The sequence below is a fragment of the Arthrobacter sp. MDT2-16 genome (assembly GCF_054510925.1).
The window spans coordinates 340,850-365,499 of the sequence record NZ_JBTNDP010000002.1; the positions used below are offsets into that span (position 1 = coordinate 340,850).

27 protein-coding genes and 1 tRNA gene are annotated in these 24,650 nt (G+C 69.5%); 9 read left to right on the plus strand and 19 right to left on the minus strand.

Annotated elements, in window-relative coordinates:
* Window positions 1-58: 58 nt before the first annotated feature.
* Complete coding sequence (gene rlmN / locus ACX80N_RS06185; RefSeq protein WP_459338690.1) at window positions 59-1,282, plus strand: 23S rRNA (adenine(2503)-C(2))-methyltransferase RlmN; 1,224 nt, start codon at window positions 59-61, stop codon at window positions 1,280-1,282.
* Between the two features lie 99 nt (window positions 1,283-1,381).
* Window positions 1,382-1,457: transfer RNA gene (locus ACX80N_RS06190), tRNA-Val, on the plus strand.
* 315 nt (window positions 1,458-1,772) lie between these two features.
* On the opposite strand, the gene ACX80N_RS06195 is transcribed toward ACX80N_RS06190, so the two are convergent.
* The 4 genes from ACX80N_RS06195 to ACX80N_RS06210 all read right to left on the minus strand — a co-directional run bounded on the left by ACX80N_RS06195 (window position 1,773) and on the right by ACX80N_RS06210 (window position 4,329).
* Complete coding sequence (locus ACX80N_RS06195; protein ID WP_459338691.1) at window positions 1,773-2,372, minus strand: hypothetical protein; 600 nt, start codon at window positions 2,370-2,372, stop codon at window positions 1,773-1,775.
* A 116-nt stretch (window positions 2,373-2,488) separates the two neighbouring features.
* Window positions 2,489-3,412, minus strand: coding sequence for an NAD-dependent protein deacetylase (locus ACX80N_RS06200; protein WP_459338692.1), 924 nt, complete (start codon window positions 3,410-3,412; stop codon window positions 2,489-2,491).
* Between the two features lie 29 nt (window positions 3,413-3,441).
* Entirely contained in the window at window positions 3,442-3,906 is a 465-nt protein-coding gene (locus tag ACX80N_RS06205) for a redoxin domain-containing protein (protein WP_459338693.1), read from the minus strand.
* Between the two features lie 3 nt (window positions 3,907-3,909).
* Complete coding sequence (locus ACX80N_RS06210; protein WP_459338694.1) at window positions 3,910-4,329, minus strand: DUF3052 domain-containing protein; 420 nt, start codon at window positions 4,327-4,329, stop codon at window positions 3,910-3,912.
* A 345-nt stretch (window positions 4,330-4,674) separates the two neighbouring features.
* On the opposite strand from ACX80N_RS06210, the gene aceE reads away from it, so the two are divergent.
* The 6 genes from aceE (at window position 4,675) to fabF (ending at window position 12,648) form a co-directional block, all read left to right on the plus strand.
* Window positions 4,675-7,428: a pyruvate dehydrogenase (acetyl-transferring), homodimeric type gene (gene aceE, locus ACX80N_RS06215; protein ID WP_459338695.1), complete on the plus strand. Its 2,754-nt coding sequence runs from the start codon at window positions 4,675-4,677 to the stop codon at window positions 7,426-7,428.
* A 118-nt stretch (window positions 7,429-7,546) separates the two neighbouring features.
* Window positions 7,547-8,875 (plus strand): PucR family transcriptional regulator, encoded by a 1,329-nt coding sequence (locus ACX80N_RS06220; protein ID WP_459338696.1) that lies wholly within the window; start codon window positions 7,547-7,549, stop codon window positions 8,873-8,875.
* Window positions 8,876-8,953: 78 nt separating this feature from the next.
* Window positions 8,954-9,919, plus strand: a complete 966-nt coding sequence (locus ACX80N_RS06225) for an ACP S-malonyltransferase (RefSeq protein WP_459338697.1) — start codon at window positions 8,954-8,956, stop codon at window positions 9,917-9,919.
* Window positions 9,916-10,974 carry a beta-ketoacyl-ACP synthase III gene (locus tag ACX80N_RS06230; protein WP_459338698.1) on the plus strand — a complete coding sequence of 353 codons (1,059 nt, stop codon included), beginning with the start codon at window positions 9,916-9,918 and terminating at the stop codon, window positions 10,972-10,974. Before ACX80N_RS06225 ends, ACX80N_RS06230 begins: the two co-directional genes overlap by 4 nt.
* 76 nt (window positions 10,975-11,050) lie before the next feature.
* Window positions 11,051-11,296: an acyl carrier protein gene (locus ACX80N_RS06235; protein WP_043445747.1), complete on the plus strand. Its 246-nt coding sequence runs from the start codon at window positions 11,051-11,053 to the stop codon at window positions 11,294-11,296.
* A 116-nt stretch (window positions 11,297-11,412) separates the two neighbouring features.
* Window positions 11,413-12,648 (plus strand): beta-ketoacyl-ACP synthase II, encoded by a 1,236-nt coding sequence (gene fabF, locus ACX80N_RS06240; RefSeq protein ID WP_459338699.1) that lies wholly within the window; start codon window positions 11,413-11,415, stop codon window positions 12,646-12,648.
* 132 nt (window positions 12,649-12,780) lie between these two features.
* On the opposite strand, the gene ACX80N_RS06245 is transcribed toward fabF, so the two are convergent.
* The 6 genes from ACX80N_RS06245 to ACX80N_RS06270 all read right to left on the minus strand — a co-directional run bounded on the left by ACX80N_RS06245 (window position 12,781) and on the right by ACX80N_RS06270 (window position 18,481).
* Window positions 12,781-13,284 (minus strand): DUF3145 domain-containing protein, encoded by a 504-nt coding sequence (locus ACX80N_RS06245; protein ID WP_105030837.1) that lies wholly within the window; start codon window positions 13,282-13,284, stop codon window positions 12,781-12,783.
* A 229-nt stretch (window positions 13,285-13,513) separates the two neighbouring features.
* Window positions 13,514-14,446 (minus strand): tyrosine recombinase XerC, encoded by a 933-nt coding sequence (locus ACX80N_RS06250; protein WP_459338700.1) that lies wholly within the window; start codon window positions 14,444-14,446, stop codon window positions 13,514-13,516.
* 210 nt (window positions 14,447-14,656) lie between these two features.
* Complete coding sequence (locus ACX80N_RS06255) at window positions 14,657-15,301, minus strand: methylated-DNA--[protein]-cysteine S-methyltransferase (RefSeq protein ID WP_459338701.1); 645 nt, start codon at window positions 15,299-15,301, stop codon at window positions 14,657-14,659.
* Window positions 15,302-15,396: 95 nt separating this feature from the next.
* On the minus strand, window positions 15,397-16,593 hold the full coding sequence (gene dprA, locus ACX80N_RS06260; protein ID WP_459338702.1) for a DNA-processing protein DprA: 1,197 nt from the start codon (window positions 16,591-16,593) through the stop codon (window positions 15,397-15,399).
* Entirely contained in the window at window positions 16,590-18,125 is a 1,536-nt protein-coding gene (locus ACX80N_RS06265; protein WP_459338703.1) for a YifB family Mg chelatase-like AAA ATPase, read from the minus strand. Before ACX80N_RS06265 ends, dprA begins: the two co-directional genes overlap by 4 nt.
* Window positions 18,125-18,481, minus strand: a complete 357-nt coding sequence (locus ACX80N_RS06270; RefSeq protein WP_459338704.1) for a YraN family protein — start codon at window positions 18,479-18,481, stop codon at window positions 18,125-18,127. Before ACX80N_RS06270 ends, ACX80N_RS06265 begins: the two co-directional genes overlap by 1 nt.
* 206 nt (window positions 18,482-18,687) lie before the next feature.
* On the opposite strand from ACX80N_RS06270, the gene ACX80N_RS06275 reads away from it, so the two are divergent.
* A complete protein-coding gene (locus ACX80N_RS06275) occupies window positions 18,688-18,996 on the plus strand; it encodes a hypothetical protein (protein ID WP_459338705.1) in 309 nt (102 codons plus the stop codon).
* 36 nt (window positions 18,997-19,032) lie between these two features.
* Here ACX80N_RS06275 and ACX80N_RS06280 read toward each other — a convergent pair whose 3' ends face one another.
* From ACX80N_RS06280 to rpsP, 9 genes are all read right to left on the minus strand, one after another.
* A complete protein-coding gene (locus ACX80N_RS06280; protein WP_105031007.1) occupies window positions 19,033-19,359 on the minus strand; it encodes a DUF2469 domain-containing protein in 327 nt (108 codons plus the stop codon).
* Window positions 19,360-19,366: 7 nt separating this feature from the next.
* On the minus strand, window positions 19,367-20,110 hold the full coding sequence (locus ACX80N_RS06285; protein WP_459338706.1) for a ribonuclease HII: 744 nt from the start codon (window positions 20,108-20,110) through the stop codon (window positions 19,367-19,369).
* The gene (lepB, locus tag ACX80N_RS06290) at window positions 20,107-20,931 is read right to left on the minus strand and encodes a signal peptidase I (RefSeq protein ID WP_459338707.1); all 825 of its coding nucleotides are present in this window, start codon (window positions 20,929-20,931) and stop codon (window positions 20,107-20,109) included. Before lepB (ACX80N_RS06290) ends, ACX80N_RS06285 begins: the two co-directional genes overlap by 4 nt.
* An 87-nt stretch (window positions 20,932-21,018) precedes the next feature.
* On the minus strand, window positions 21,019-21,639 hold the full coding sequence (lepB, locus tag ACX80N_RS06295; RefSeq protein WP_240615010.1) for a signal peptidase I: 621 nt from the start codon (window positions 21,637-21,639) through the stop codon (window positions 21,019-21,021).
* 68 nt (window positions 21,640-21,707) lie between these two features.
* The gene (rplS, locus tag ACX80N_RS06300) at window positions 21,708-22,067 is read right to left on the minus strand and encodes a 50S ribosomal protein L19 (protein ID WP_087075993.1); all 360 of its coding nucleotides are present in this window, start codon (window positions 22,065-22,067) and stop codon (window positions 21,708-21,710) included.
* Window positions 22,068-22,282: 215 nt separating this feature from the next.
* On the minus strand, window positions 22,283-23,200 hold the full coding sequence (gene trmD / locus ACX80N_RS06305) for a tRNA (guanosine(37)-N1)-methyltransferase TrmD (RefSeq protein ID WP_459338708.1): 918 nt from the start codon (window positions 23,198-23,200) through the stop codon (window positions 22,283-22,285).
* On the minus strand, window positions 23,200-23,808 hold the full coding sequence (rimM, locus tag ACX80N_RS06310; protein WP_105031009.1) for a ribosome maturation factor RimM: 609 nt from the start codon (window positions 23,806-23,808) through the stop codon (window positions 23,200-23,202). Before rimM ends, trmD begins: the two co-directional genes overlap by 1 nt.
* A 125-nt stretch (window positions 23,809-23,933) precedes the next feature.
* Window positions 23,934-24,179, minus strand: a complete 246-nt coding sequence (locus ACX80N_RS06315) for an RNA-binding protein (RefSeq protein ID WP_105030847.1) — start codon at window positions 24,177-24,179, stop codon at window positions 23,934-23,936.
* Window position 24,180: 1 nt separating this feature from the next.
* A complete protein-coding gene (gene rpsP, locus ACX80N_RS06320) occupies window positions 24,181-24,585 on the minus strand; it encodes a 30S ribosomal protein S16 (protein ID WP_105030848.1) in 405 nt (134 codons plus the stop codon).
* Between the last annotated feature and the right edge of the window lie 65 nt (window positions 24,586-24,650).

Below are 24,650 nucleotides of genomic sequence, written 5' to 3' on the forward strand. Positions count from 1 at the left end.
TCGGACGCGACAGCTCTCCGGCTGGGTCGTTGGCACCATCCGTGAAAGAATGATAAGGATGTCCGACGTTACGGTTACCCCCGCCCTCGCCCCCTCCTCGCCGCGCCCGCAGGTGCGTCCCGAAGTGGAGGGCTCGCAGCCGATCGTCTCCAGCGACGGCAGGCCCCTGCTGCAGTTCAAGTCGCCGCGGGTCAGCCAGCCTCCGGTCCACCTGGCCGACCTCACCCTCGCCGAGCGCCAGGAGCGGCTGAAGGAGCTGGGGCACGCGGGCTTCCGCGCCAAGCAGCTGTCCACGCACTACTTCACGCACTACACCACGGATCCGGCCGCCATGAGCGACCTCCCGAAGGCCGGACGCGAGGAGTTGGTCGCGGCGATGTTCCCGCCGCTCCTCACCGAGGTCAAGCGCCTGACCACGGACAACGGTGACACCATCAAGTTCCTGTGGCGCCTCTTCGACGGTGCCCTCGTGGAGTCCGTGCTGATGCGCTACCCCGGCCGGGTGACGCTGTGCGTGTCGTCGCAGGCCGGCTGCGGCATGAACTGCCCGTTCTGCGCCACCGGCCAGGCCGGACTGACCCGCAACATGTCGACGGCGGAGATCGTCGACCAGGTCGTCGCCGCCAACCGCGCCCTCGCCGAGGGAGCGCTGGGCGCTCTCCGCACCGATGGCGGGCACGACGCCGACCGCGTCACCAACATCGTCTTCATGGGGATGGGCGAGCCGCTGGCCAACTACAAGCGCGTGATGGCCGCCCTGCACCGCTTCGTCGACGACTCCCCCGAGGGCCTGGGCATGTCGGCGCGCAACATCACCGTCTCGACGGTGGGCCTGGTGCCCGCGATCAACAAGCTCGCGGCCGAGTCCCTGCCGGTCACCTTCGCGCTCTCGCTCCACGCGCCCGACGACGAGCTCCGCGACGAGCTGATCCCCGTGAACACACGGTGGAAGGTGGACGAGGCCCTCGACGCCGCGTACAACTACTACCGGACCACGGGTCGCCGCGTGAGCATCGAGTACGCGCTCATCAAGGACATGAACGATCACGCCTGGCGTGCGGACCTGCTGGCGAAGAAGCTCAACCAGCGCGGCCGCGGCTGGGTGCATGTCAACCCCATACCCCTCAACCCGACGCCCGGCTCCATCTGGACCGCGTCGGAGAAGAACGTGACGGCCGAGTTCATCGGCCGCCTCCAGGCCGCCGGCATCCCGACGACGCTGCGGGACACCCGAGGCAAGGAGATCGACGGCGCCTGCGGACAGCTCGCCGCCGGCGAGTAGCACGTCCACCGGATTGGCGGAACTCCGCGCCGAGCCGGTATAGTCGACCCTCGTGATGCAGCCTCCCGGCAGTTGCCGGAACGGAGCGTCACAGGGTGAGGGTCTTTAGCTCAGCTGGTAGAGCGCCACGTTTACACCGTGGATGTCATCGGTTCGATCCCGGTAGGACCCACCACGAAGAACCCCGTCATTCCCCGGCCCGCAGGCCCGGATGGCGGGGTTCTCTGCTGTCCCGGGCGACTCCACCTCCCACAGGCGCAGGCAGGAGCCGGCCTCACCATGGTGCGCGCAGCGTCCCGATGAACATCCGGGAGCGCGGTGTCCGGTTGAGGACCATTGCGGCGATCCACGGAAGGAACGTCCCACGGCGAGCGGTCACGCCACCTGTGGCGCCCGCGAGGACGGGCTCTCGACCTCCACTGCCGGCGGTGCGCCTCCCTCGCCGGCGTGGTCGACCGGCGCGGACAGCTCCCTGCCGGACCGGGAGGGTCTAGTCCTGGACCTCCAGGACGCCGACCGGCTTGCCGTCCGCGAAGGTCACCACGTAGTCCTGCCCCATGATCGTGACGGTGCATCGCAGCGCCCCGGCGGTGCGGCAGTCGTCCCCGGCGCCGGGTGCGATCCCCGGCTCCTCGAAGATCGGTTCGAGGAGCTCCGGGTCGATCCCCGGCGGCGTGGGTTCGTGGAAGGGGATGGATCCGGGCGGGATGCAGGTGTAGGGGTCCGCAGGGTCCGTCCACCAGGCGCCGTCCTCGGTGATCGGGCACTGCGGGTAGGCCGGGTCGGGCAGGAGGCCGGGCGGCAGGTCGCCGCCCATCCCGCTGCCGGGCGGTCGGGTGATCGGGGGCGCCGGCTCGGACACGGGGTCCGACACAGGATCCGCGTCCGTCACCGGTGGGTCGACGACGGGCGACACTGCAGCCTCTACCGCGACGGGCGGGGCCGGGTCCGCTGCGGGAGGCTGGGCGACGACAGGGGCCACGGCAGGGGCGTCGGCCGCCTGCCGCGTGGGCTCCATCGCCAGAGGGGTGACGACGAGAGCCGCCGCCGTGCCGAAAGCTAGAAGAAGAGACCTGGTTGAAGAACGCATTTTCACCCCGTGTGAGAGACCGATGGGATGAACGTATGCCGAACCGAAAGGGCGCGTAACCAGTAAGCCCTACTTGCTTTCCGCGTGGACTACCTGCACGCGCGACCGATGAGTACCTACGCCGGCGCCAGATCGGGCAATTGCCGGGCGAGGTAGGTGAGCGCCTCCGAGACGCCGGCCTCGATCTTGAGCGAGGCGAACTCGTCACCACGCGTCCACCCGCGGTTGATGATCACCACCGGCTTGTCCGCCTTGAACGCGTGACGGACGAACCGCAGGCCGCTCATGACGGTGAGGGAGGATCCCGCGACGAGCAGCGCACCGGCGGCGTCCACCATCGCGTAGGCGTCCGCCACCCGGCCCTTGGGGACGTTCTCGCCGAAGTAGACGAAGTCCGGCTTGAGCATCCCGCCGCAGACGGGGCAGGGCGCCGTCACGAAGTCGGCCGTATCGTCGACGTCGGCGTCCGCGTCGGGCGCGACGTCCCCGGCGTCGGACTCCCGCTCCAGGTATCCCGGGTTCAGTTCCTCGAGGATCTCGGCGATGCGGGAGCGCGGGAAGGTCGATGCGCACTGCAGGCACACCACGCGGTCGAACGTACCGTGCAGGTCGATCACGTTCACGCTGCCGGCCGAGGAGTGGAGCTTGTCCACGTTCTGGGTGATCAGGCCGGACAGCAGGTGGCGTTGCTCGAGCAGCGCCACGGCGGCGTGGCCCGCGTTCGGGTCGGCGCGGCGCAGGTGCCGCCAGCCCACATGGTTGCGCGCCCAATAGCGGCGCCGGAGCGCCTCGTCGCCCACGAACTGCTGGTAGGTCATCGGGTTGCGCGGCGCGGAGTCCGGCCCGCGGTAGTCCGGGATACCCGAGTCCGTGCTGAGTCCGGCGCCCGTGAGCACGGCGAGCCGAAGACCGCCGAGCAGTGCGACCGCCTCGTCGAGCAGGCGCCGCTCGTCCTGCTTCAGCGGGGCGAGGCCCTCCGCGGGGGTGGCACTCACGAACCCGGTCAGGCCGAGCCTCGGGTTCGATCTGGGACCGGCCACGTCCGGTGTCCCGGGCGCCGGCCCGTCGCTCACAGGGCCGCTTCGACCGAGCTCAGCGCGCGGGCGTAGTCGGTCATGGGCCGGCCCTGCCCATGGGACGAGGAGACGACGGCGCGTACCGTCCCGGATCCGTCCAGCACGTAGCTGACCCGGTCGGCGTAACCGTGCTCGCTGTCGAAGGCGTCGTACGCGCCGGTCACGGCGCCGTGCGGCCAGAAGTCGGCGAGAAGGTCGAAGGAGATGTCGTTGGCGTCGGCGAACGCGCGCAGCGTGTACTTGTGGTCGACGGACACCGCCAAGAGGGTCACTCCCGCGGCGTCGAACAGATCGAGGTTGTCCCGCAGCTGGCCGAGCTCGTCGGTGCACACGCGTGAGAACGCGAACGGGAAGAAGACCACCACCGACCCGCCCACCAGGGATCCGCTCTCGACGGTCTCACCGAACTGATTGTCCAGGCTGAATCCCGGCGCGACGGACCCGACCTCCAGCGCCATCGGCTACTGCTTCCGGCGGCTGACGAGCCGCGTCGCCGACCATTCCCGGGAGACGCCGGCCGACGACGTCGAGTGGAGCCCGGCGGTGGGCGCCGCTTCCTGCACATCGGCCGGGGAGACATAACCCGGACGTCCGGACTTGGGAGTGAGCAGCCAGACCACGCCGGTCGCCCCGAGCGAGGTCAGGGCGTCCACGAGCGCGTCCACGAGGTCACCGTCACCGCTGCGCCACCAGAGGATAACGCCGTCCACCACATCCTGGTCGTCCTCCGTGAGCAGTTCGGATCCGATGCCGTCCTCGAGGTGGTCGCGGAAGTCGAAGTCGACGTCGTCGTCGTAGCCGAGTTCCTGGACAAGGTCGCCATCTTTGAAACCCAACTTGCCTGCCACGTTGACCGCAGTGGCGGCTTCAGCCTCGCTCACTTAACTCCTCCTGAAAAGACGGGACTGTCGCGTGACCGGCCCTCGTATGGATGTACATGCCTACCAGCCAACACCCTTATGCGCCAAGCATCAAGCCGGTCGGCCGTTTTCGGTGGTGGAGGCGCCACCCGGCGGTCGGGTCCGGGAACGCGGTGTGGGCAAGCCCTCGGCGTAATCTGCTCCCAGACCCTGATCCTGCTACGCATGGACCCCGCCGCGGCGATAGAGTGAAGTGATATATGGCCGCGGTGATAGCACCGGGCCGGCATCTCTGCGCGGGCGCAACGAGCCGTGCGCAGGCACTAAGCGACACAGACAAGATCTGTGGAAGTGGAGAGATATCGCGTGGCTGTAGAACAAGGTACGGCGGATATTCTGAGCGGCCTGACCGTCGGCAAGCCCGACGGCGATCCCGAGGAGACCGCGGAGTGGATCGAATCCCTCGACCAGCTCATCCGCACCCAGGGCACCGAGCGCGCGCAGTACATCATGCGTTCGCTCCTCCAGCGTGCCGGTGCGCAGTCCGTGGGCGTGCCCATGGTCACGACGACGGATTACGTCAACACCATCCCCGCGGACCAGGAACCCGAGTTCCCCGGTGACGAGGAGATCGAGCGGAAGTACCGCGCATGGATGCGCTGGAACGCCGCCGTCATGGTGCACCGCGCACAGCGCCCCGAGATCGGCGTCGGTGGGCACATCTCGACCTACGCCGGTGCGGCGACGCTGTACGAAGTGGGCTTCAACCACTTCTTCAAGGGCAAGGACCACCCCAGCGGTGGCGACCAGGTCTTCTTCCAGGGACACGCCTCCCCCGGCATGTACGCGCGGGCCTACCTCGAAGGGCGCCTCACCGAGGAGGACCTCGACGGGTTCCGCCAGGAGAAGTCGAAGGAGGGCCACGCGCTCTCCTCCTATCCGCACCCGCGCCTGATGCCCGACTTCTGGGAGTTCCCCACGGTCTCCATGGGCATCGGCCCCATGAACGCCATCTACCAGGCGCAGTCCAACCGCTACCTGCACAACCGCGGCTTCAAGGACACGTCGGAGCAGCAGGTCTGGGCCTTCCTCGGCGACGGCGAGATGGACGAACCGGAATCGCGCGGCCTGCTCCAGCTCGCGGCCAACGAGAAGCTGGACAACCTGAACTTCGTCATCAACTGCAACCTGCAGCGGCTCGACGGACCCGTCCGCGGCAACGGCAAGATCATGCAGGAGCTCGAGGCGTTCTTCCGCGGTGCCGGCTGGAACGTCATCAAGGTCGTCTGGGGACGCGAGTGGGACTCGCTGCTCGCCAAGGACACCGACGGTGCGCTGGTCGACATCATGAACCAGACGCCCGACGGCGACTACCAGACCTACAAGGCCGAGTCGGGCGGATTCGTCCGCGACCACTTCTTCGGCAAGTCCCCCGAGACCAAGGCGATGGTCGAGGACCTCTCGGACGACGAGATCTGGAAGCTCAAGCGCGGCGGCCACGACTACCGCAAGGTCTACGCGGCCTACAAGGCGGCCACGGAGTTCAAGGGCAAGCCGACCGTCATCCTCGCGAAGACCGTCAAGGGCTACGGCCTCGGGCCGCACTTCGAGGGGCGCAACGCGACCCACCAGATGAAGAAGCTGACGAACGCCGACCTCAAGGCGTTCCGCGACCACCTGCGCATCCCCGTCACCGACGAGCAGATCGACGACGACCTCTACAACGCGCCGTACTACCACCCCGGCGCCGACGCGCCCGAGATCAAGTACCTCATGGAGCGGCGCCGCGAACTCGGCGGCTTCGTGCCCGAACGGCGCACCAAGCACACCGATGTCGTCCTGCCGGGCGACAAGGCGTACGAGATGGCCAAGCGCGGGTCCGGCAAGCAGATGGCCGCGACCACCATGGCTTTCGTGCGCATCCTGAAGGACCTCATGCGGGACAAGGAGTTCGGCAAGCGCATCGCGCCGATCATCCCCGACGAGGCGCGCACCTTCGGCATGGACTCGTTTTTCCCCACGGCGAAGATCTACAACCCGAACGGCCAGAACTACCTGTCTGTGGACCGCGACCTGGTCCTCGCCTACAAGGAGTCCATCGAGGGCCAGATCCTGCACGCGGGCATCAACGAGGCCGGATCCATGGCGGCATTCACCGCCGCCGGTACCGCCTATGCGACGCAGGGCGAGCCCCTGATCCCGATCTACGTGTTCTACTCCATGTTCGGATTCCAGCGCACGGGTGATTCCATCTGGGCCGCCGCGGACCAGATGGCCCGCGGGTTCATCATCGGGGCCACGGCCGGGCGCACCACACTGACCGGAGAGGGCCTGCAGCACGCCGACGGGCACTCGCCGATCCTCGCGTCGACGAACCCCGCCGTCATCACCTATGACCCCGCCTTCGGGTACGAGATCGGGCACATCATGCGCGACGGTCTCAACCGGATGTACGGGGACATCGGTGACAAGCCGGAATCCTTCCGCAACGTCATGTACTACGTCACCGTGTACAACGAGCCGTTCGTGCAGCCGGCGGAGCCGGAGGACCTGGACGTCGAGGGCGTGCTCAAGGGCATCTACCTGCTGAAGCCCGCCAAGGTGGACGGCCCCCGCACGCAGCTGCTCGCCTCCGGCGTGGCGGTGCCGTGGGCGCTCGAGGCACAGAAGATCCTGGCGAAGGACTGGGGCGTCTCGGCCGATGTCTGGTCCGTGACCTCGTGGAACGAACTGCGCCGTGACGGCCTCGCCGCCGAGGAGGAGGCCTTCCTCACCCCCGGGGCCGACGCGCGCAAGCCGTTCATCACGCAGCAGCTCGAGGGTGCCACGGGCCCGATCGTGGCGGTCTCGGACTTCATGAAGGCCGTGCCGGACCAGATCCGCCAATTCCTGCCGAACGAGTTCGCGACCCTCGGTGCGGACGGGTTCGGTTTCTCTGACACCCGTGCGGCGGCGCGCCGGTTCTTCAAGATCGACAGCCACTCCGTGGTGGTGCGTGCGCTGGAGATGCTCGCACGCCGCGGTGAGGTCGACGCCAACGCGCCGAAGGAGGCGATCGAGAAGTACCGCCTGCTCGACGTGAACGCCGGGACCACCGGCAACGCGGGCGGCGACTCCTAGCGGTCCGCGGTCCCTGAGGGTGACGGCGGGAACAGCTTCACGGCTGCTCCCGCCGTCGCCTTTTTTGTAGCTCCTCCACAAATGGAAGCCGGTGGCGCCGAGACCGTATGCTCGGAGGATGCCGCACCCAGAAGCTGCCCCCGGCGGCGCCCCGAGCGCGCCCGGAGCCACGAACGCCGGTGCCGCTCCCCCGGATCCGGCCACCGTCGAGAAACTGCGGGCCACGATCGGTTCCCTCTCGACGGCCACCCTCCGTCAGCTCGATGCGGACCTGCCGTGGTACCGCGGGCTGCGCCCCGATGAGCGTTCCGCCCTCGGCATGGTGGCGCAGAAGGGCATCGCCTCCTTCGTCAACTGGTACCAGAAGCCCGTGTCCCCGGCCTGGGTGCTGAGCGACGTCTTCGGCACCGCGCCCACCGAGCTCACCCGGTCCATCAGTCTCCAGAAGGCCCTGCAGCTCATTCGCGTGGTGGTGCAGGTGGTCGAGGACCACGTGCCGTTCCTGGCGCCGGTGGCCGACCAGGCGCCCCTGCGCGAGGCCGTGCTGCGGTACTCGCGGGAGGTGGCGTTCGCCGCGGCGGACGTGTATGCGCGGGCCGCAGAGACCCGTGGTTCGTGGGACACGCGCCTCGAGGCGCTGGTGGTCGACGCGATCCTGCGAGGTGAGAGCTCCGATGCGCTCCGCTCACGGATCGCCGCCGTCGGCTGGAAGTCCCAGGCCCGCATCACGGTCATGGTCGGCAGCGCGCCGCAGGAGCCCAATGCCGGCTTCCTCAACGAACTGCGTCGGGTCACGGGCCGCCTCGCCGAGGACGTCCTCGTCGGCATCCAGGGCGAGCGGCTCATCCTCGTGCTGGGAGGCGTCCGGGACGCGGCCAAGGCGTACCTGAGGATCAGCGAACTCTTCGGCGACGGCGCCGTGGTGTTCGGCCCGGAGGCGGAGTCGCTGGTGGACGCGAGCACGTCGGCACAGGCGGCGTTCGCCGGGCTGACGGCCGCCCGCGCCTGGCCCGGCGCCCCGCGTCCCGTCTCCTCCGAGGATCTCTGGCCGGAGCGCGTGATGTCCGGCGACGACACCGCACGGCGGGCGCTGGTGCGGAACATCTACCGGCCGCTCCTGGCGGCCTCGAACGGTCTGGAGCAGACGGTGTCCGCCTACCTCGCCCTCGGCCACTCCCTGGAAGCCACCTCGCGGTCACTCTTCGTCCACGCCAACACGGTCCGCTACCGCCTCCGGCGCGTCTGCGACGTGACCGGCTGGGACCCGCTGATAGCCCGCGAGGCGTTCGTGCTCCAGACCGCGCTGGTGGTCGGTCGCCTCTCCGCAACGCCGGGGGCCGGGGCGGCCACGCATGGAGGAACGGGGCCGGGCACCGGTCGTGCCACCCGGACGAACAGCACCGAGCAGGCGTCGTCGGGGTCTGCCGGGCGGGCCAGAGACTTGTAGAGTTCCTACAAAGAGCTCCAACCAGCTTGGTTCAGCCGAACACCCGATATTGCCTCCCCGATTTGGAAAGCTGGAACAGTGCTTGCAATCGCCTGCCCCGGACAGGGCTCACAGACCCCGGGCTTCCTGACCCCCTGGCTCGACCTGCCCGGCGTACGGGACCACCTCGAGCAGCTCAGCGACCGCGCGGGCACCGATCTGATCCGGCACGGGACCGTCTCGGACGAGGAGACGATCAAGGACACCGCCGTCGCCCAGCCGCTCATCGTCGCGGCCGGGCTCGTGACCGCGCGACTGCTCCTCGAGGGCACCACGCTCACCGCCGCGACCGTCGTCGCGGGCCATTCGGTGGGTGAGCTGACCGCGTCTGCAATCGCAGGGGCGCTCAGCGAGGACGACGCCGTCGCCTTCGTCCGTGTCCGCGCCGGGGCGATGGCCCAGGCGGCCGCGGCCGCGGCGACCGGCATGAGCGCCGTGCTCGGCGGGGATCCCGACGACGTCGCGGCGCGGCTCACGGACCTGGGGCTCACGGCTGCCAACGCGAACGGCGGCGGGCAGGTCGTCGCGGCAGGGACGCTTGAGCAGCTAGCGGCCCTTGCGCAGGATCCACCGGTGAAGGCCCGTGTGATCGCCCTGAAGGTCGCCGGCGCGTTCCACACCCACCACATGTCCCCTGCCGTCACGGCGCTCGAGGAGCTGCGGCCCGCGCTCGCACCCACCGACCCGGTGGCCACGCTGATGTCCAACTACGACGGCCTGCCCGTCGCCACCGGCGACGGCAATCTCGACAGTCTCATCGCGCAGGTGTCACGCCCGGTCCGCTGGGACCTCTGCATGGAGTCGATGCAGTCGATGGGCGTCACCGGGATGATAGAACTCTCCCCTGCCGGTACGCTCACGGGTCTGGCGAAGCGCGGAATGCGCGGTACGGCGACCCTCGCCGTAAAATCACCGGAGGACATGGACGCCGCCCGCACCTTCCTCGAGGAGCACGCGCGCACCACGGACCTCGATCCGTCCCTTACCTCCGAAGGACCCCAGTGAGCATCACCGCCATCAAGCAAGCCCCTCTCCGCGAGCACACGCGCATCCTCGGCGTCGGCGCCTACCGCCCCGAGATCATCGTCACGAACGACGACGTCTGCCAGTGGATCGATTCCTCGGACGAGTGGATCCGGCAGCGCACCGGGATCGTCACCCGGCACCGTGCGCCCCGCGAGGTCAGCGTCATCGACATGGCGGAGGCCGCGTCCCGGGAGGCGCTGGCGTCCGCCGGCATCGACGCGTCGCAACTCGGCGCCGTCCTGGTGTCCACCGTGACCCACCCCTACGCGACGCCGTCCGCGGCCGCGCAGCTCGCGGACCGCCTCGGGGCCACCCCAGCGCCCGCCTACGACATCTCTGCGGCCTGTGCCGGATACTGCTACGGGATCGCCCAGGGCGACGCCCTCGTGCACGCCGGCACGGCGGAGTACGTGCTGGTGGTCGGCGTGGAGAAGTTGTCGGACTTCATCGACAACTCCGAGCGCACTATCTCCTTCCTCCTGGGCGACGGCGCCGGCGCTGTCGTCATCGGTCCCGGCGACACGGCGGGCATCGGTCCGTCGGTGTGGGGCTCCGACGGCAGCAAGCACGAGGCCATCCGCATGACGCGGTCCCTGCTCGACGTCCGCGACTACTCGATGGGCGTCGGCCCCGATGCGGGATCGGGAGAATCAACGGACGCCGGCAGCGAGAGTCTGTGGCCGACCATGCGCCAGGACGGGCCGACGGTGTTCCGCTGGGCCGTCTGGGAGATGGCGAAGGTCGCCCAGCAGGCGCTCGACGCGGCGGGGATCACAGCCGAGGACCTCGCCGTGTTCCTCCCCCATCAGGCCAACATCCGTATCATCGATGAGATGGTGAAGCAGCTGAAGCTCCCGGACCACGTCCACGTGGCACGGGACATCGTGGACGCCGGCAACACCTCTGCCGCCTCGATCCCCCTGGCCATGCACCGGGTCCTGCAGGAACAGCCCGCGCTCAGCGGAAAGCTCGCGCTGCAGATCGGCTTCGGCGCCGGTCTCGTCTTCGGGGCGCAGGTCGTGGTCCTTCCCTAGTTTTCAAGCCCAGACCGCGACAGCGCGGTTTGACCATCCCCGCCGGCGCACCGGCAAGAACAGAAAAGGAGCCACCATGGCTAGCAACGAAGAGATCCTGACCGGACTGGCCGAGATCGTCAACGAGGAGACGGGTCTCGCCCCCGAGTCCGTCGAGATGGACAAGTCCTTCACCGACGACCTCGACATCGACTCCATCTCGATGATGACCATCGTGGTCAACGCCGAGGAGAAGTTCGGTGTCCGCATCCCCGACGAAGAGGTCAAGAACCTGAAGACCGTCGGCGACGCCGTCAACTTCATCTCGGGCGCGCAGGCGTAGGTTCCTGCACTTCCCGGCGCTACGGCCGCCCCCGGTGTCACCGCCGTGGGCGGCCGTAACAGTCTCCCCTCCCGCTCCGGTGCCTCCGGCGCAGACCTCGCTTCGAAAGAGTGACCATGCCACGCAAAGTCGTCATCACCGGACTCGGTGCAACCACCCCCATCGGCGGGGACGTCCCCACCATGTGGGCCAACTCCCTCAAGGGAGTCTCAGGGGCGCGGACCATCGAGGCCGACTGGGTGGAGAAGTTCGAGCTGCCCGTGACGTTCGCGGCGCAGATCGCCACCCCCGCCTCGGAGGTACTCTCCCGGGTGGAGGCCAAGCGCATGGATCCCTCGACCCAGTTCGCGGTCGTCGCATCCCGTGAGGCCTGGCGCGACTCCGGGATCGAGGAGGTGGACAAGGACCGCCTCGCCGTCGCTTTCGCGACCGGGATCGGCGGTGTCTGGACGCTGCTCGACGCCTGGGACACCCTGCGTGACAAGGGGCCTCGAAGGGTCCTGCCCATGACCGTCCCCATGCTCATGCCCAACGGCCCCGCAGCCGCCGTCAGCCTCGACCTCGGTGCCCGGGCCGGTGCCCACACGCCCGTCTCCGCCTGCGCCTCCGGCACCGAGGCACTGCACCAGGGGCTGGAACTCATCCGATCCGGCAAGGCAGACGTCGTCGTGTGCGGCGGCGCCGAGGCAGCCATCCATCCGATGCCCATCGCCGCTTTCGCCTCCATGCAGGCACTGTCCCGGCGCAACGACGCCCCGCAACTGGCCTCGCGGCCGTACGACACGGGCCGTGACGGCTTCGTCATGGGCGAGGGTGCCGGCGCCCTGGTCCTCGAGGCCGAGGAGCACGCCCTCGCGCGTGGCGCCCGGATCTACGCCGAGCTCGGCGGGACCTCGGTCACCGCTGACGCGTACCACATCACCGCGCCCGACCCCGAGGGGCTGGGTGCCACCCGTGCGCTGAAGGCCGCACTGTTCGATGCCCGCGCCCAGGCGTCGGACGTGGTGCACGTCAACGCCCACGCGACGTCCACCCCCGTCGGTGACAAGCCCGAGTACACCGCCCTGAGGGCGGCTTTCGGTGCGCACCTGGACTCCGTCGCGGTCTCGGCGACGAAGTCGCAGACCGGCCACCTCCTCGGAGCATCCGGTGCTGTCGAGGCCGTCATGACGGTGCTGGCGATCCACGACCGGAAGGCCCCCGTCACGATCAACCTCGACAACCAGGACCCGGACATCCCGCTCGATGTCGTCACCGAGGCGCGTGACCTGCCCTCGGGAGACATCGTGGCTCTCAGCAACTCGTTCGGGTTCGGCGGTCACAACGCCGTCATCGTGCTCCGCAGCGTCTGACCGCTGACGCGAGGAAGGCGCCACCCGCGGGTGGCGCCTTCCTCGTCGTGGCCGACCTTGTGCCCGGTCGGGCCGTTGCGGTCCAGCGGCTCGCTGGCCAGGACGGCAAGCGCGGTGTGGGAGAAGGGACGTTCAGCCGACCTGGTGGAGCCAGCGCACCGGGGCGCCCTCGGCGGCGTGGCGGAACGGTTCGAGCTCCTCGTCCCAGGACTCCCCGAGCGCGAGCGAGAGTTCGTGGTAGACCGCTGCCGGGTCCCCTGCCCCCGCCTCGTACGCGTAGCGGATACGGTCCTCGGTCACCATGATGTTGCCGTGGACGTCCGTCGTGGCGTGGAAGATCCCGAGCTCGGGCGTGTGCGACCATCGGCCGCCGTCGGCTCCGGCGCTCTGCTCCTCGGTGACCTCGTACCGGAGATGGGCCCAGCCGCGGAGGGCCGAGGCGAGCTGCGCCCCCGAACCCTGCGGACCGACCCAGGACAGCTCGGCCCGGAGCAATCCGGGCGCAGCAGGTTGCGCCGTCCACTCCATGTCGATGCGCTTGTCCAGCACGGACCCGATAGCCCACTCGACATGAGGGCACAACGCAGTAGGGGCTGAGTGCACGTACAGGACACCGCGGGCCATCACAACAGACATTCCATCCTCCATAGCTGTAGGTACGTCTTCCCCAACGACCTTCAACGGATGATGGAACTGCAGATGAGCGGGTACTTCACGAGACCCACCCGCACGTGATGTGCAGGTTCGATGTAACTCCTGCTCATTGTGCCCGACGAACGTGAATTTCGCCACTAGGACGGCCCGGGTGCCAGGTGCCCGGTCGTGGGGTGTCGACGGGCGGAGAAGGAACGCCCCTGCCGGTCGATCAGGCGCGTGGATGCGCCTGTTCGTAGCTGCGCCGCAGGCGGTCGACGGACACGTGCGTGTAGAGCTGCGTGGTGGCGAGGCTCGAGTGGCCGAGGAGCTCCTGGACCGCACGGAGATCGGCGCCGCCGTCGAGCAGGTGCGTCGCGGCGCTGTGCCGCAGCGCGTGCGGACCCTGGGCGGCCGTGTCCCCGAGGGCGTCGAGTGCGTCCTTCACCTGGGCGCGCACGGCGCGCTGGTCGATGCGGCTGCCGCGTCGACCGAGGAACAGGGCCGGTCCGCTCTTCTCCGTCGCCCAGCGTGGTCGGCCTCGTCGGAGCCAGTCGTCGATTGCGTGCGCAGCCGGGACGCCGTAGGGGACGGTCCGCTCCTTCGACCCCTTGCCGAGCACCACGAGGGTGCGCCGCTCGGTGTCGAGGTCGTCGATGTCCAGCCCCACGAGTTCTCCGACGCGGACGCCCGTTCCGTACAGCACCTCGATCATCGCCCGCCGCTGGAGTTCTTGCGGTTCCCCCTGCTGCATCCGTTCGTCGAGGTCCTCGAACAGCGTGCCCGCCTGCGATTGGCTGAGGACGGCCGGCAGCGCACCGGTCCGCTTCGGGGAGCGCAGGCGCAGCGCGGGGTTGACCGGGATCAGTTCCTCACGCACCGCCCAGTCCATGAAGGCCCGGACCGACGCCGCGCGCCGCGCGATCGTGGCGCGGGACAGGCCGGCTGCATCGAGGGCTCCGAGCCATGCCCGGAAGTGCCGCAGTTCGAGCTGTCCCAGCTCCGACACCCCGGACTGCGCGGCATGCCGGAGGAACAGTTCCAGGTCCTTCCGGTAGGCCCGGACCGTGTGCACCGACCGGTTGCGCTGCAGCGTCAGGTAATCCTCGAAGCCGCGTACTGCCATCGCCAGGGCCGGGGTCGTTCCCGCGCTCTTGTTCGTCATCGTGCCTCCGGTACCAGTATCCACGCCAGGTGACGGCTTGGCAGGGAGCCGGGCCGGAGTGCGCCGGTCCGTGCGCCCGGATCGACCCGCTGGCGCGCTGATTCCCGTGGTGATCGGCCTGGTGGTCAGCCTGGTGGTCGGCCTGCCGATCCAGTGATGGGCGGCTTGATGGGCGCTCCGGCCGTCGGCTTCGTCGCCGTGCCCGACGCATCATTGCCGCCCGGACTCGGGGCCGCGCTGTCGACCGGACTCGAGGTCGAGGAGCGCTGTCTTGATCCCGGTGCCCGCGGAGTACCCGAGGACCGCGCCCGCACTGCTGAGCACCCGGTGGCCGGGAACGATGATCGAGACCGGATTGGCCCGCACGGCGGCCCCGACAGCACGCCCCATGCGCGGGTTGTCGAGTTCCTCCGCAATGTCCCGGTAGCTGCGTCGCTGTCCGTAGGGGATCCGGGTCAACGCCTCCCACACCCCCACCTGGAAGGATGTCCCCTGCAACCCGACCGGCACCTCGAAGGCGCGGCGGGTACCTGCGAAGTACTCGGCGAGTTCCGCAGCCGCCCTCCGAAGGACGGCCATGGTCCTGTCCGGAGTGACAGGGCCGACCACCCGCCCGGGTGCCGGCGCCTCCTCCCGTGGAGACGTATCCGGACCAGTCGTCGGACGCCCCAGTCGACCCTGCGAGGGCGCCGGGCTGTGGTCGCCGTGGTACAGGCCGACGATGATGCCGCCCTCGGCGACGACCCGAAGCGGTCCGACCGGCGAGGAGACCTCGACATACCACCGCTCACCGTGCTCTGCAGCGGGGCCTGTGCTGGTACCTGTGCTGGTACCTGTGCTGGAACTGCTGTCCATGGAAGTCCTCCTGACGTTGGGAGCCGGCGGGTCCGGCAGGGCGGTGCGGGAAAGCAGGGTGGATTCCGGTGCCTGTGCTGCGGTCCGGACCAGCCTCAGTCCTTCTGGCGGCGCCACCCGCCATCGGCACGCACCGCGAGGCCGGCGAGTTCAAGACGTGCCAGTCCGCTGATGACGTCCCGCACGGAGAGGCCCGCGACGGTGGACAGCTTGTCGACCGTCGTCGAGGCTCGCACGGGCAGTCCGTCGAGCAGCAGCAGGTCCGGGAGCGCCAGGCCGTCCTGCTCCCGTCCCGGGGCAGCGGATGCCCGGGCACGATCACCCGAGGCGTCTCCGCCCAGCGGCCCGGTGAGCTCGACCACGTCGGCGGCATCCGCGACGCACACAGCACTGCCGTCACGCAGAAGCCTGTGACAGCCCGCGGAGTTGGCGGAGTACACGGAGCCGGGCACGGCACCGACGGAGCGGCCTAGCCCGGCCGCGTGGTGCGCGGTATTGAGGGCACCCGAGCGCCAGCGTGCCTCGATGACCACCGTGACCACGCTCAAGGCCGCGATCAGCCTGTTCCGCTGGAGGAACCTCCACCTCGTGGGCGAACTGCCGGGCGGGACCTCGGAGATCAGGAGTCCCCTCGCCGCCACGGTCCGCAGCAGGTCCTCGTTGCCCGCCGGGTAGTACCGGTCCACGCCGCAGGCCAGCAGGGCGATGGTCGGCGGGCGGTCCCCGTCCCCCGCCGAGGCGAGGGCCGCCCTATGAGCCTGGGCGTCGATACCGTAGGCGCCTCCCGACACCACGGTGTATCCGCGCGTGGCGAGGCCGGTCGCGAGATCCGTCGTCACGGCTGCACCGTAGGCGGTGCTGTCCCTCGACCCGACGAGCGCGGCCGTGCGGGCGAGCTCCGGAATCCTTGCTCCTCCACGTACCCAGAGGCAGAGGGGCCTGGCGGATTGCAGGTCATCCAGAGCCTCGGGCCATTCCTCGCTCTCGGGCGTGACAAGCCTTCCTCCGAGCCTCTTCAGGGTTGCGAGGTCCCGCTCGGGAGCGAGGTCGCGAAGCCTCGGAGCCCACCGGGACAACCCGTCCTTCAAAGGATCGCGGGGGCCATCGGGCACGTCGAGTGCCTCGCGCAGGGAACGCCGCACCTGCGATCCCGCATCGACCTCACGGCGGATGATTCGCAGGGCGTCCACGGGACCGGTCACCGACACCAGAGCCAGGCCGACCGCGTCGGAGGGTTCGAACAACCGCGAGAGGGAGGCCCTCGCCAGGTGGTCGACCTCGATCCCGGTCATGCGGCACGCTCCTGGAGCCGGAACCCCAGCGCCGTGACGACGTCGTCAGCATCCGGCCGCACGCGACCGGCGAGGTCCGAGATGGTCCAGGCGACTCGGAGCACCCTGTCCCAGCCACGGGCACTGACGAGGTTCCTGTCCAGGGCCCTGTCGAGCGACGCCGTCACGCTCCGCGGCAGGCCGAGGTCGCCGCGCAGGATGCGCCCCTGCACCTCGGCGTTCGTCGCGTGGTTCCAGGGGCGCAGTCGCTCCCGCTGGGCTGCCCGCGCCTCCGCGACCCTACCCGCCACCACGTCGGACGTCTCCGCAGGCCGGCCGTCCGCGTAGTCCGCGAGACTCACCCTCTGCACTGCCAGCTGCAGGTCGACCCGGTCCAGGAGCGGTCCGGAGAGCCGGTTGAAGTACCGCCGGCGCTGCTGGGCCGTGCAGGTGCAGTCGATGCCCTTGCCGTTGGCGAGTCCGCAGGGGCAGGGGTTGAGCGCGAGGACGAGCTGGAACCGCGCCGGGTAGGAGGCGGTCCCGGATGCGCGGTGCAGTACGAGGCGTCCGCTCTCCAGCGGCTCGCGCAGCGCCTCGAGTACCCGGCGCTCGTACTCCGGAGCCTCGTCGAGGAACAGAATGCCCCGGTGCGCCCGGGACGCGGCGCCCGGCCGCGGGATGCCGCTTCCCCCTCCGATGATCGAGGCGGGAGTAGCGGTGTGGTGGGGGCTCTCGAAGGGCGGTGTGCGGACGAGCGCCGTGCAGTGCCTCTCGCCGCTCAGGCTGTGGATCGCCGTGACCTCCATCGCGTGGTCGTCCTCGAGGTCCGGCAGGATACCCGGGAGTCGTTCCGCAAGCATGGTCTTCCCCGCCCCCGGCGGCCCGGCCATCAGCAGGTGGTGGGACCCTGCAGCCGCGATCTCGAGCGCGAACCTCGCCTCCTGCTGGCCTGCGATGTCCGAGAGGTCCTTCAGCGGTGCGGGTTGGACGGGAGAGGTTCCGGGTTCCTGGTGATGCAGGGGTGCGGGCAGTGTCACCTGCGCCCCGTCGGCGCCGAAGGCCAGAGCCACCTCGGCGAGGGTGCCGAAGGACCGCACCGCGGCCGCCGGCACCAGAGCGGCCTCGGCGGCGTTCTCCTCGGCGACGACGATGTGACAGTGCCCCGCCTGCACTGCGGCCATCACCGCGGGCAACACCCCGCGCACCGGCCGGAGCCGACCGTCGAGACCCAGCTCGGCGATGAACACGGTGGTGCCACACCCTCGGACGTCCCCGGCTGCGGCCAGCGCGGACATCACGATGGCGAGGTCGAAGCCGGAGCCGCGCTTGGGCAGCGACGCCGGAATGAGATTGACCGTGATCTTGCGTCGGCTCAGGGGGACGCCCGCGTTCCGCGCGGCCGCCCGTATGCGGTCCTTCGCCTCGTTGAGCGATGCGTCGGGCAGGCCCAGCAGCACGAAGGCTGGGAGCGTCTGGCCGATGTCCGCCTCGACCTCGACGACGTGCCCGTTCATGCCCACGAGGGACACCGCGTAGGTCCGCCCGAGCGTCATCAGATCACGCCCTGCAGGTGCTCGATCCGCGGTGCGCCCGTGCCGTCGTCGAGCACGCCCACGGCGTCGATGCGGAAGCCGCTGAACCGCAGGTTGTGCGACCGCGCCCACTTCGATGCCAGCAGGTACAGGCGCTCGAGCTTGGCCGCGGTGATGGCCTCCAGCGGTTGCCCGAAGTCCTCCGAGCTCCGGGTCTTGACCTCGACGATCACGAGCGTCGACCCGTCCACGGCCACGAGGTCGATCTCCCCTGACGGGCACCGCCAGTTGCGGTCGACGATCGTCAGTCCCGCCTCTTCCAGGTACACAGCGGCTGTCGCTTCACCGCGACGCCCCAGCCGATCCTTCGCCAGCATGGCACTCACCTCCTCCACCAGAGTCCGGGAGGCGGCACGCCGACACCGTGCGGAGGGCGCCTATGTGGACAACCCGACCGACGGGTCGGGCATCGATGTCCGAAAGGGCACGATCGGGAAGATTTCGGTGGCACCGATTCGGCCTCACCTCGTAGCGTGGTGGAGCGACGTCACGGTGACGCCGTCACGAGCCGAAGGAGGACACAGTGTCCGAGACCAGCGATTTTCTGCCCGGCGGCAGTGAGGCCGACCTGCAGGAGCAGGGCATCCCGGACGGGGCGGGCGACACCGCGTCCCGCGGAGGGACCACCCCTGGCGGGAACGGCGGATCCGAGGCCGATCTGCAGGAACAGGGTGCACCGGCGGGGTCCGGCGACGTCGTCAGCGGAGGGATCGCCGGCGAAGGGACCGGTGGATCCGAGGCGGACCGCCTCGAGCAGGCGGCGGACGTGCCGATCGACGGCGAGGATGCCTTCCCCTACGGAGGTACGGACGACGACGACCCCATGGTGTGACACCGGCGTAGAGTCGCCCCCCGGACCCGCCGGGTGTCAGTTGCCCAGCGTGCCGTCCTTGGGCAGTGCGATGTCGTCCGACTTGGAGAGCTCTTCCACGTTCACGTCCTTGAACGTGATCACGCGGACGTTCTTCACGAACCGCGCCGAGCGGTACACGTCCCAGACCCACGCGTCCTGCAGGGTCAGGTCGAAGTACACCTCGCCATCGGCCGAGCGCGCCTGCAAATCCACGGTGTTCGCCAGGTAGAAGCGACGCTCCGTCTCGACGACGTAGCTGAAGAGCCCCACGACGTCCCGGTACTCGCGGTAGAGCTGCAGCTCCATGTCGGTTTCGTAGTTCTCAAGATCCTCGGCACTCATCAGTTCATCATCCTCCACTTTCCAGGTGCGGCGCACAGGGCCGGTCGGTACTCCCCAGGCGCCAGGTCTTCCGGTGGTACGCACTGGGACCGACGGCGTCGATCGCGGCACGATGACCCTCGGTCGCGTATCCCTTGTTCCCGTCCCAGCCGAAGGCGGGATGGTCGGCGGCGAGCGACACCATCAGGGCGTCGCGCTCCACCTTGGCCAGCACGCTCGCGGCCGCGACGCTCAGGCACTTCAGGTCGGCCTTGATCCGGGTGTGCACCGGGGCCGTGCAGCCTGCCGGCTCGACCGGCGCGGCCTCGCCGTCGCCCGTCGCGAAGAGCAGTCCCTGGGATCGCGCGGACAGCCAGTCGTGGTTGCCGTCCAGGAGCACGGCATCCGGGGTGACGGTCTCCAGCACCGAGGCCCACGCCCTGCTGCCGGCGGCGCGCAGGGCGGCCATGAGCCCGAGCGCGTCGATCTCGGCAGCGGAGGCATGCCCGACGGCGGACGCGACGGACCAGCGGCGGATCCGCGGCACCAGCGCCTCCCTGTCGGCCGGCGGGAGCAGCTTGCTGTCCCGCACTCCCCGGATACCCTTCGCCGCATCGAGGTCGACGACGACGATCCCCACCGAGACAGGCCCTGCCAGCGCTCCCCTGCCGACCTCGTCGCAGCCGGCGATGTACCGGTGTCCGTCGGCGGCGAGGGACTTCTCCACCGTCAGGGTCGGCGCGGCGGATCGCTTCCTGCCCGGGGCCGTCATGGTCCCGAGGGACCAGGTCCTGCCGCGGCTGCGGGCTCGGGCACGCCGTCGAAGACGTCGGGGTGGTTGCCGAGGAAGCCGATGCGGTTCAGGGGCCAGGCGATGACGGCGGCCTTGCCCTCGATGTCGTCGACGCTGACGAAGCCCTGGCCATCCTTGTCCTGATTGGCGCGGGAATCCGCCGAGGCGTTGCGATGATCGCCCATGACCCACACATTGCCCGCGGGCACCACGACGTCGAACGGCAGGTCCGACGGCGTGGCTCCGGGGTAGAGGTAGGGCTCGACGAGCGGCTCGCCGTTGACGGTGATCCGGCCCTCGGCGTCGCAGCAGATGACGTGGTCGCCCGGCAGCCCGATGACGCGCTTCACGAGGTGCTGCTGCGACTCGTCGGGGGCGAGCCCGATGAAGATGAGTGCTTCCTTCAGCCAGCTGACCTGCGCTTCGGGCTGGGGCGGCAGCCACTCCTCGGTGTCGCGGAAGACGACGACGTCTCCGCGCTCAAGGTCGAAGGGCTCGGGCACGAGCTGGTTGACGAAGATCCGGTCGTCGATCTCGAGGGTCTCCTCCATCGAGCCCGACGGGATGAAGAATGCCCTGAACAGGAAGGTCTTGATGAGGAAGGACAGCACGAGGGCGATCACGACGATCGTAGCGATCTCCTTCAGCCACGCCCCGAACCCGCGGTCGGCTTCTTTCCTCCCGCGCGGGGAGCCGGTCGGGGCGCCCGCCCGGGTACTGCCGTCGGAGTCCGGATCGAAGGACTGTGCTGCGGGGGCCTCGGTCCCTGTGGGCGACTTCCTGCGGAAGCTCCGTGCCATGTGAAGGTTTCCTCTGTGGTCGTGGCTCCCGGCGGCCGTCCACCGGGTGCGGTCCTGCTGATCCGGCGTGCCGCCGGGGGTGTCGTGTCAGCCGAGGGGCCGGTCGATCGGGGCGAACCGCTCCAGGGGCCAGACTAGCTGAAACGCCCGTCCGATGATCCGATCCTCCGCGACGAGCCCTCCGCCCGGCGCGCCCAGCAGCGAGCGGGAATCCATGGACGCCGAGCGGTGATCGCCGAGGAGCCACAGGCGGCCCTCGGGGACGACGACGTCGAAGGCGTCCTCGCTCGGCGCGTCCCCCGGGTGGAGGTACGGCTCCTCGAGAGCGTGCCCGTTCACCGTCAGGCGCCCGTCCTCCGAGCAGCACGTCACATGGTCCCCACCGACGCCGATGACGCGCTTCACGTACACGGTGTCGCTGCCGGTCAGCCCCAGCCACTGACCGGCGGCGGCCACCGTGCGCTGAGGCAGGCTGCGGGGGTCGGTGATGGGGTCGAACGAGCCGCGACCGTCGAAGACCACGACGTCGCCGCGCCGGACATCGCCCCGCGTGTCCTCCGCCTTGGCGACGAGCACCCGGTCACCCTCGGTGAGCAGCGGCTCCATGGAGGCCGAGGGGATGAAGTACACGTCGACGAGGAAACCGCGCACGAGTCCTGTGATGAGGACCGCGACGACGACGGCGGAGAACACGAAACGCCAGCCCACGAAGGACCGGCGTTCCGGGTGCTCTCCGGCCGGTGACCGGGAAGCGGAGGTGAACTGCACCAGAGGGGTTACTTGACCGTCTTGGGGTCGCGCTTCTCCTTGATCTTGGCTGCCTTGCCGCGCAGTTCGCGCATGTAGTACAGCTTGGCGCGGCGGACGTCGCCCTTGGAGACGACCTCGATCTTGTCGAGCACCGGGCTGTGGACGGGGAACGTACGCTCCACGCCGACGCCGAAGCTCACCTTGCGGACCGTGAAGGTCTCGCGGATGCCGTCGCCCTGGCGGCCGACGACGAAGCCCTTGAAGATCTGAACACGGGTGTTCTTGCCTTCGATGATGTTGACGTGGACGTTGACGGTGTCGCCGGCGCGGAAGTCGGGGACGTTGTCGCGGAAGGATCCGGCGTCTACGGAATCGAGGATGTGCATGCTGATTCTCCTGGTGAACGCCACAGGTCATTCACGTTGGTCACGGCGGGCAAGGACGGGACCGAGGGTCCTGGCGATGCCGCCGAAGTAGGGTTCCCGGCCGATCCGGAAGGTCGGCGGCCGGTGTGTGCGAACTGTTGGCCGGACGCCCCCTGTGGCAGGGTCCGGCCCAGTGGACACGATCTCCGATTATTCCACAGCAGCGTCGCCAACCGCTAATGCGGGGGGCGCGTGAGCATGCCGTCGACGACGTCGAACCCCGCCGCGCGCAGCGCCGTGAGGTCGGCCTTCGTCAGGGTGGCCGTGTCGACGGCGGCCAGCAGGTCGGGACGCCGGTCGGCGGTGCGGTGGAACTGCTCCAGGCGCCGCCACTGCGCGATCCTCGCATGGTTGCCGCTCAGCAGCACCTCGGGGATGTCCCGGCCGCGCCAGGAGGACGGCTTGGTGTACACCGGGTATTCGAGCAGGCCGTCCGCGTGGGATTCCTCGAGGAGGGACTCGGGGTTGCCGACGACGCCGGGGATGAGCCTGCCGACGGCCTCGACCATGGCGAGGACCGCCACTTCCCCGCCGTTGAGCACGTAGTCGCCGAGGGAGACCGGGCGGACGTCGAACGGCCCGCGCGCCCAGTCGATCGCGCGTTCGTCGATCCCCTCGTAGCGGCCGCAGGCGAAGACGAGGTGGTCGAGCTCGGCGAACTCGTAGGCCATCGCCTGGTCGAAGACCGCTCCGGCGGGCGAGGGCACCACGAGCGTCGGCCGGCGCCGAGCCGGAGGAGTGCCGGCCGACGAAGCGCTGTCCGTCGAGCCGACAGTCGCGGGTCCGTCGCCCGGTGGGGCACCGGCCGTCCCGTCGTGAGCCGCAGGAGCACCACCGGCAGCGTCGGCAGCACCGGCCGGAGACGCGTCGGCGAGGACTGCCTCGAGGGCCAGCGCCCAGGGTTCCGCCTTCATCACCATGCCCGCGCCGCCCCCGTAGGGCGTGTCATCGACGGTCCGGTGCCGGTCCGTGGTGAAGGAGCGCAGGTCGTGGACGCGGACGTCGAGCACGCCGTCCTGCCGCGCCTTGCCGATCAGGGACAGGTCCAGGGCGGCGAGGTACTCCGGGAAGATGGAGACGACGTCGATGCGCACTAGTCTCGCGCCCCACCGGGCGTGTCGCCGGCTGCCTCCGGAGCGTCGGAGCCGTCGGCGGCAACGCCGTCGCCGTCGTCGGGTGCCTGGTTGGAGCCGGGGGTGTTGAGGTCGAAGAGTCCTGCCGGCGGGACGATGGTGACGAAGCCTCCCTCGGGATCCACCTCGGGCACGATCGCCCCGACGAACGGCACGAGCGCCTCGTGCCCGTCGGCGAGCCCGACCACCAGGAGGTCCTGGACCGCCATGGTGCGCAGCCCGGTCACCGTGCCGACGGATTCACCGTCCACGCGGGCATCCAGTCCCACGAGCTCGTGCTCGTACCAGGCGTCGTCCTCGTCGTCGTCCGCGCCCTCGCTGTCGATGAAGAGCTGCGCGCCGCGCAGCGTCTCGGCCTGGTTGCGGTCGGGGACCTGCTCGAAGCCGACGATCAGGATGTCCTTGTTCCATCGCGCCTTCACGACGGTCAGCTCGGCCACGGCGGCCCCTTCGACGCGGAAGGTCTCGCCGGGTTCGAACCGGTCCTCCGGTGCGTCGGTGAAGAGCTGGACCGTCACCTCGCCCTTGATGCCGTGGGGCTTGCCGATCCTCGCTACGAGTACATCCATGGTGGTGCTCCTGCTGTCCGTGCCGATGGTGTGGTGCTGGCCGTGGTGCCAGTGATACATGAAATCGGCCCCACCACCATGTCCTGGTGGTGGGGCCGATCGGGTTCGTGCCTGGCTCTGGAGGTTCAGCCCCGGCGGCGGTCGGTGTCGACGACGTCGACCCGCACGGGCTCGCCGTCCGCGAGGGCGGCCACCACGGTCCGCAGTGCACGGGCGGTCCGGCCCTGGCGGCCGATCACGCGGCCGAGGTCCTCCTGGTGCACGCGCACCTCGAGCGTCTCGCCGCGGCGGTTGTTCTTCGCGGCGACCCGGACGTCGTCAGGGTTGTCGACGATGCCGCGGACGAGGTGCTCCAGAGCTTCGGCCAGCAAGTTACTCTGCCTCGGTTGCTTCCGCGGCGGCGTCGTCGTTCTTCTTCGCCTTCGGCGTGATGGCCTCGGGCACGATCACGGAGCCCTTCTCGGGTGCGACGAACGACTCCTTCGGTGCCTTGGTCCGCAGGGTGCCTTCCTGGCCCTTGAGTCCCTTGAACTTCTGCCAGTCGCCGGTGATCTTCAGCAGGACGGAGACCTGCTCGGTCGGCTGGGCGCCGACTCCCAGCCAGTACTGGGCACGCTCGGAGTTGATCTCGATGAACGAGGGCTCCTCGGTGGGGTTGTACTTACCGATCTCTTCGAGGGCACGACCATCACGCTTGGAGCGTGCATCCATGACGACGACACGGTAAAAGGGTGCGCGGATCTTGCCCATGCGCTTGAGGCGAATCTTTACGGCCACTTGTGTGGTCACTCCTTGTAGATGAAAAGGGCGAACCCGTCATCCTGCTCCCGTGGGGCGGGCCA